This is a genomic window from Marivivens marinus (genome assembly GCF_035969385.1).
Lineage (GTDB): Bacteria > Pseudomonadota > Alphaproteobacteria > Rhodobacterales > Rhodobacteraceae > SELP01.
On record NZ_JAYKKJ010000017.1, the window covers coordinates 1 to 5,558 of the forward strand.

The 5,558-nt window shown below is 59.9% G+C and carries 5 protein-coding genes; all 5 read right to left on the reverse strand.

The window, feature by feature from the left end; translation table 11 throughout:
• Positions 1-85 (reverse strand): sugar phosphate nucleotidyltransferase (locus tag U3648_RS16260; protein WP_420860283.1); only part of this gene is annotated, 85 nt, incomplete at its 3' end.
• Positions 82-930, reverse strand: coding sequence for a dTDP-4-dehydrorhamnose reductase (rfbD, locus tag U3648_RS16265; RefSeq protein WP_420860279.1), 849 nt, complete (start codon positions 928-930; stop codon positions 82-84). The genes U3648_RS16260 and rfbD, both read right to left, overlap by 4 nt.
• The gene (gene rfbB, locus U3648_RS16270; RefSeq protein WP_420860280.1) at positions 927-1,967 is read right to left on the reverse strand and encodes a dTDP-glucose 4,6-dehydratase; all 1,041 of its coding nucleotides are present in this window, start codon (positions 1,965-1,967) and stop codon (positions 927-929) included. The genes rfbD and rfbB overlap by 4 nt, the downstream gene beginning before the upstream one ends.
• Positions 1,964-2,533 carry a dTDP-4-dehydrorhamnose 3,5-epimerase gene (rfbC, locus tag U3648_RS16275; RefSeq protein WP_420860281.1) on the reverse strand — a complete coding sequence of 190 codons (570 nt, stop codon included), beginning with the start codon at positions 2,531-2,533 and terminating at the stop codon, positions 1,964-1,966. The genes rfbB and rfbC overlap by 4 nt, the downstream gene beginning before the upstream one ends.
• Positions 2,534-2,687: 154 nt before the next feature.
• The gene (locus tag U3648_RS16280) at positions 2,688-4,982 is read right to left on the reverse strand and encodes a M10 family metallopeptidase (RefSeq protein WP_420860282.1); all 2,295 of its coding nucleotides are present in this window, start codon (positions 4,980-4,982) and stop codon (positions 2,688-2,690) included.
• Positions 4,983-5,558 lie beyond the last annotated feature (576 nt).

Genomic DNA, 5,558 nt, shown 5'->3' on the forward strand with positions numbered 1-5,558 from the left:
AAAGCTGCTTCGACACGCCTTGGGTGATCGGATACAACCGCGTGCCGGACCCGCCTGCAAGGATGATGCCCTTGCGGGTTGTCATGATGATGCCCCGAGGTCGCGAAGGACCACTGCCAGCCCAACCCGCCAGTCGGGGCGGTCGATCCCGAAGGTGGTCGCGAGCGAGGAGCAATCCATGCGGGAGTTCGACGGGCGCCGCGCCGGGGTCGGAAAGTCGCTACTGGGGATATCTGCCACCTCAACCGTTTGCCCGGATTGCTGGAAAATCTCACGGGCAAAATCGGCCCAAGAGACATCGGGCGCACCGGAGAAATGATAGGTGCCGCTGGTGTCGCCGTCGAGCTTGCCAGTAATCGCGATGCAGGCCGCCGCGATATCCCGCGCTGGCGTTGGCCCGCCTTGTTGATCGGCCACCACCGTCAGCCTGTCACGCGTTTCGGACAGACGCAGCATGGTTTTCACGAAATTCGCCCCATGCGCGGAAAAAACCCATGACGTGCGCAGGATGGCGTGATCTGCACCTGACGCCCGCACCCTTTCTTCGCCCCGCAGTTTGGACCGCCCATAGGCGTTCAATGGTTGGGTTGCATCCTCCGGCCGCCACGCGGCCGTACCATCGCCGGGAAAAACGTAGTCGGTGGAAATGTGCACCAGCGGGATATCCAGATCGGCGCAGGCCCCGGCGATGGCGCCGGGCGCGTCGCCGTTGATCACGGTTGCAAGCTCTTCTTCCTGTTCCGCCCGATCCACGGCGGTGTAGGCGGCAGCGTTGATCACCGCTGTCGGGCGATGGGTCAGGACGGCATCGGCACAATCGTTGGGGTTGGAAAGGTCAGCCTGATCGCGACCAAGGAAAATGGCGTCCGGGGCCAGCCCCGAAAGCTCTGTCGCGACCTGACCTGACTTGCCGAAGACCAGCAGGGTCATCCCTTGACCCCAAGCCGTTCGCCGACGCCTTCGCGGCTTTGCAGCGCACGCCACCAATCTTCGTTGCCGAGATACCAGTCGACCGTCCGTTCCAGACCCTGATCCAGCGTCACCGAAGGACGCCAGCCCAGTTCTTCACGGATACGGGTGGGGTCGATCGCATAGCGCAGATCGTGGCCGGGCCGGTCGGTGACAAAGCTGATCTGATCGGTATAGGGGGCATCCTTGGGCCGCTTGCGATCGAGGATGGCGCAAATGGAGCGGACGATATCGATGTTCCGCGCCTCGTTTTCGCCGCCGATATTGTAGGACCGGCCAAGCGCCCCGCGTTGCAGGACGGTCAGAAGCGCATCGGCATGATCCTCGACGAACAGCCAGTCCCGCACGTTCTCACCCTTGCCATAGACGGGGATCGGTTTGCCGGCCAAAGCGTTGAGGATAACAACAGGGATGAGCTTTTCAGGGAAATGGAAGGGCCCATAGTTGTTCGAGCAATTGGTCAGGACAACAGGCAGCCCATAAGTCTCATGCCACGCCCGGACCAGATGATCCGATCCGGCCTTGGAGGCCGAATAGGGGCTGCGCGGATCATAGGGGGTGTCTTCGGTGAATTGCCCGGTTTCGCCCAGCGACCCATAAACCTCGTCAGTCGAGATGTGGTGGAACCGGAAACTGTCCGGCTTCCCCGCTTTGACCCAATAGGCCCGCGCCGCCTCGAGCAGGTGGAAGGTGCCAAGGATGTTCGTCTCGATGAAGGTGCCCGGTCCGTCGATGGACCGGTCCACGTGGCTTTCGGCAGCCAGGTGCATCACCGCGTCTGGCTGGTGGGTATCGAACACCCGGTCCAGCGCGGCCCGGTCCCGGATATCGACATGTTCAAAGGCATAGGACGGGCTGTCTGCCACGCTGGCGACATTGTCGAGGCAGGCGGCATAGGTCAGCGCGTCAAGGTTGACGACCTCGTGCCCTGCGCCAATTGCCTGCCGCACGACAGCCGATCCGATGAAACCCGCGCCGCCGGTTACGATGATCTTCATACCGCACCCTCCCAGACGAACGGGCTATCGAGGTCGGACAGACCGGGCGCGACGGCGTCCTTGTCCGACAGGATCGGGGTTACCTCGCCAAGCGCCCAGTCGATGCCGACGGCGGGGTCATCCCAACGCACCGCGCCCTCGCAGTCCGGAGCGTAATAGTCAGAGCATTTATAAATGATTTCGGTGTCCGGCGCGCGGGTGACAAAACCGTGGGCAAACCCTTCGGGGACCAGCAACTGTTTGCCGTTCTCAAAGCTGAGTTCGACCCCGAACCATTGTCCATAGGTCGGGGATCCCTTGCGGATGTCGACGGCCACGTCAAACAGGCACCCCTTGCCGCAGCGGACCAGTTTGGCCTGCGCGTGGGGCGGCGTCTGGAAATGCAGCCCTCGGACCGTGCCGACCTTGGCGGACAGGGAATGGTTGTCCTGAACGAAAACCGTGTCGACCCCGGCTTCGGACATCGCCCGCGCGCTGTAGGATTCAGAGAAGAACCCGCGATTGTCGCCGAACCTTTTCGGGGTGAGGACAAGCAGCCCCGCAATTGGCGTTTCTTCGATCCGCACTGGCTCGCAACCTCTTCTTAGTTCCTTTGACGGCGCTGCATATCAAGATGGCCAGAAGCTGTCATGGACATATTGGTGCGGGATTTCCCCCAGTTTGGGGCGTGTGGCCGGGATCTGCCGGGCAAGACGACCTGCCCGGCACGATCACACGGTCCTAGAAGTAGACGATTTCGTCTACCAAGAGGTTCGCGTCGATCAGGTTGTTGATCGTCAGCACATTACCGCTCCCGAAATCGAGAACGACGTGGTCGCCCACGGTCGACGCATAGTTCAGGATGTCATTCCCGTCAGGAACTGCTTCGACCAACAGGCTGCTGTCGATCTGGATAGTATCCCGAGTCGGGTCGTAGTCGGTGATCACATCCGCGCCGGAGTCGAAGATGAACACATCGTCACCCGCGCCGCCATAAAGTGTATCGTCGCCAGCATCCCCGTTGAGAGTGTCGTTGCCGCCACCGCCGTTCAGGAAATCGTTCCCGTCGCCGCCAAACAGGTCATCGAACCCGTTTTGGCCATAGATGGAATCGTTGTCCAACCCGCCGAACAGATCATCATGCGAGATACCGCCCCAAATAACGTCATCGCCTGCATCGCCATAGACCGTGTCGGTTCCCGCGTTGCCGTTCAAGTCGTCATTGCCGGTGCCGCCATAGATCGTGTCGGCACCCGATTTCCCCGAAATCGTATCGTTGTCGGCATCCCCATATAGAAGGTCGGGGTTCTTGCCGCCATCAATGGTGTCGTCGCCATCACCACCATAGACGGTGTCACGCCCGTTGTTACCGAAGAGAGTATCGTTGCCGGCATCCCCATAGAGCTGGTCGTAGCCGTCCTTGCCTTCGATAAAATCGTTGCCGAGGCCACCGTGGATTTCGTCCCAGCCGATACCGCCGTCGACCGAATCCGCGCCGTCGCCGCCATCGAAATAGTCGCTTCCGGCGCGCAGGGTCACGCTGTCCGCGCCGGAGGTGCCGGTCAGGCTGTCGTAGCCTGGGGTTCCTTCGATCGGGTTGAACGCATCGGCCGCGATCAGGTTTGCGATGGTATCGGATTCCAGAATGCTGCTGGCGCTGGTACCAACGCCAATATTCTCGAACGCCTCGAGGATGATTTCATTGCCGGTGTTTCCGGTTTCCCGGACAGCAATCTGACCGCCGCCAAGATCGACGAATTCGATCGCGGCAAGCAGTTGGTCCAGCGTCGAAAACCCGGTGAAGACAACCGTATCGGTTCCGTCGCCACCGTTGGCAAACTCGCTCGAGGTTTCGCTCAGAAGCGCTTCGACCAGGATATCGTTGCCAGTCCCGCCATAGACAGTGTCATCCCCGCCGTTGCCTTCGAAGATGTCATTGTCTGCCCCACCATACAGGTAGTCGGTCCCCAACCCGCCGATCAGGGTATCATCCCCGTCCTCGCCCAGGATCGTGTCGTTACCGGCACCACCGTTGAGCGAGTTGTTGCCTTCGTTGCCGGTGATGTGGTCGGCGGCATTGCCGCCAATCGCGTTTTCGATCATCACACCGTTGGCGATAGTGAATCCACCGATGATCCCATCGGCATATGACACGAACCCGCCCGCATTGGCCGGGTCTGCCGCAAGCGGGGCATCATTCAGGTTGATGACGGCCGCATTGGTACCGCCCGCATGGCTGATGGTGTCATTGCCGCCGGTATCCCAGATGCAAGACCAAAAGGTTCCCGCGCCATTTGCGTCCGGCATATTATAGGTATCGTTCCCCGACGCATGGGTCGTGTTCGCCCCATATAGTTCTTGGATCGCCGCAATATCCAAAGCCATCGGCGTGGCCTGCCAGCCATAGTTGGCATCGAAGAACGTCGGATACTCGGTTTGCCAGCCATCGTTGTAGGACATCGTGGTCCAGATGCCCTGGTTCAGGTCGTAGTCACCGAAGTCACCGAATGGAGAAGTCACGCCCGGGAAATTCGTCGCGTCGATTGAACTGCCGCCGTCGTGCGGATGGGCAAGGCCCAAGCCATGGCCGATCTCGTGAATGAGCGTCACAAAACCATAGCCACCAGATTCCAATCCAGACGACGTCCAACCCGTCCCTTCATAGTTGAAGACCCCATAGAGCGGCATGGCCGCGTTGTTTATCGGGATGTTATGCCAACCAAGTGCGCCAACCTGGGCAGCCGACCCAAGCCAGTTCTCGATATTGGCGTTACTGGTGACCAGCTGGAACTCGATGTTCGCGACCGCTTCCCATGCTGCATAAGCGGCCTGCAAAGCCGCGATCTCGTAAGCAAACCATGCAGCACCATCTCCGGTGGTGTCGAACAGCCCGCTTGGTGGCGTGCCGGATTCAATCGAATAGGTGATGGTTACGATGCCGCCAGCGTCCGTCCAATGACCGCCCCAAACAAGGCTGTCGATCCACGGGTCGGCACCGTTTGTCGGGGTTCCATCTGAAAACGTTGTGGTCGCCATTTGTCTGCTCCTAATCTTCACCCTTGGCTACGGGCCAGTCATGGCCAGCGATCCAGTTACCATTATGACATACTGGCCTTGTGGTCCGTTGAAACAAGGCACGCCTGCGTCCCCAAGTAGACCTTGGGTTTCGCAAGACATAGACGATTTTGGGAAAAGGGCGCAAGCAATGGGTCAACTGCCGGCGGCAATCCTCCAGCATGAGACGAATATCTGCCGCCAGACGCGTCAGTCTCGTGTTCGCCATTCCATAATTTGACTGTATGGGCACGCGCCGACTTTGTTACCCAAATCGTGGTCTGGGTTTCATTGTTGAATACCGGGGAGGGCGAAGGCGCGTGGAACGCGCGCAAGCAAAGCGACCCGAAACGGGGGATATGACGTAAGTTGCACATTGGCATCGACAGGGACACGATGGAAACCTGCGCAAACCGCCAAGGCGCTCGCCTTCAGTCCTCACGGCTCTCCCGTTTGTCGGCGGGTCTTTTTGTTTTTGTATTTGGTTGCGGGGGTAGGATTTGAACCTACGACCTTCAGGTTATGAGCCTGACGAGCTACCGGGCTGCTCCACCCCGC